The organism is Microcystis sp. LE18-22.4A (assembly GCF_027531105.1).
Lineage (GTDB): Bacteria > Cyanobacteriota > Cyanobacteriia > Cyanobacteriales > Microcystaceae > Microcystis > Microcystis aeruginosa.
This window is the reverse complement of sequence record NZ_JAPZRB010000256.1, coordinates 1-1,139: the sequence shown is the minus strand read 5'-3', so window position 1 is coordinate 1,139 and position 1,139 is coordinate 1. Positions and strand designations below refer to the sequence as shown.

The 1,139-nt window shown below is 41.5% G+C and carries 1 protein-coding gene; it reads right to left on the bottom strand.

The window, feature by feature from the left end; all coding sequences use genetic code 11:
- The coding region (locus tag O9295_RS11905; protein ID WP_288033058.1) for a hypothetical protein at nt 1-891 on the bottom strand (891 nt) is incomplete at its 3' end.
- Nucleotides 892-1,139: the final 248 nt, after the last annotated feature.

Here is a 1,139-nt window from a genome sequence, read left to right as displayed (position 1 = left end):
GAATCGTCTGATTAAATCTTCCCGTGAAGACTCCAATAATAAACGACTAGACTCCATCGGTGATAACTTGAGCAACTCATCAATGACTTTTATTAAAGACTCATCCAATTCTCCAAACCTCACTTGCATTAAATTTTCAATAATTTGTCGTTGTCCTTGTTGAAGTCCTTGTTGAAGTCCTTCTCGTTTGGTCGCCTCTTTCCACTCTAAATAAGATTGAGATAAAGCCATAAATACCTCCCTATCTTCTGATTCTAAAAGATTGTTAATTTCAACACTCACACGCCAACTAATCAATAATTCCATGACATTTTGACGGAAAGAATCGCCAGAGGGCAACTCAAGCAACTCTCTCACCGCTTGGCTTTGGGTTTTCCCCCGTCCCAACAATCTTAACAGTAAAGTGTCTGGGGTAATAGGTAACTGATTAATCGCTATAATTGCCGTTCGGTGAGAGGGAGATAAAAAGTAAATCCCTTCTGTCCAGTTTTCCAGTTCTAACTTAGCATCAAAACTCTCTAGGATGTGTAAACTAATAGAAGTAGCCAAAATCCATAATTTAGGTAAGTCATCCTCGTTTAACTCAGTTTTTTCCCGTTTCCCTTTCCGTTGAAGTTCAGCGAAAATCGAAAACAATTTTAAGATACAGTGGCGAATTTCCGTTCGACTGGGAGCATTGCGAAAAGGCTCAAGCAAAGTGCTTGTGGTCACCATTTGCCCTAAAAGACCCAAAGATTGAGCATTTCCCCGCATATTAGGGTGAGGAGAGAAGAAAATATCCACCTGACGGGTTTCATCCGCCACTTCCTTGCTAACTTCCACCTTTCCCAGAGGAGACAGCAATTCTTCTAGGTATTGTTTGGCAAATTGGTCGTGAGGTTGTCGAGTCATGTCTTCAATCTTAGATCAGAAAAGACCAGACCGCACCCGACCCCTTTCATAACCTCAGCTTATCAATGGTATAAGTAACAATAGTTTCAAACCCCTTTACAAACCGTTACAAACTCTCTAAGATAGAGACATCATCAATCGTACCTCGATAACTTAATAGGAATCATAAACCAATGACCACCACTCTACAACAGCGCGAGAGCGCTTCCCTGTGGGAGCAGTTCTGTCAGTGGATCACCAGCACCAAC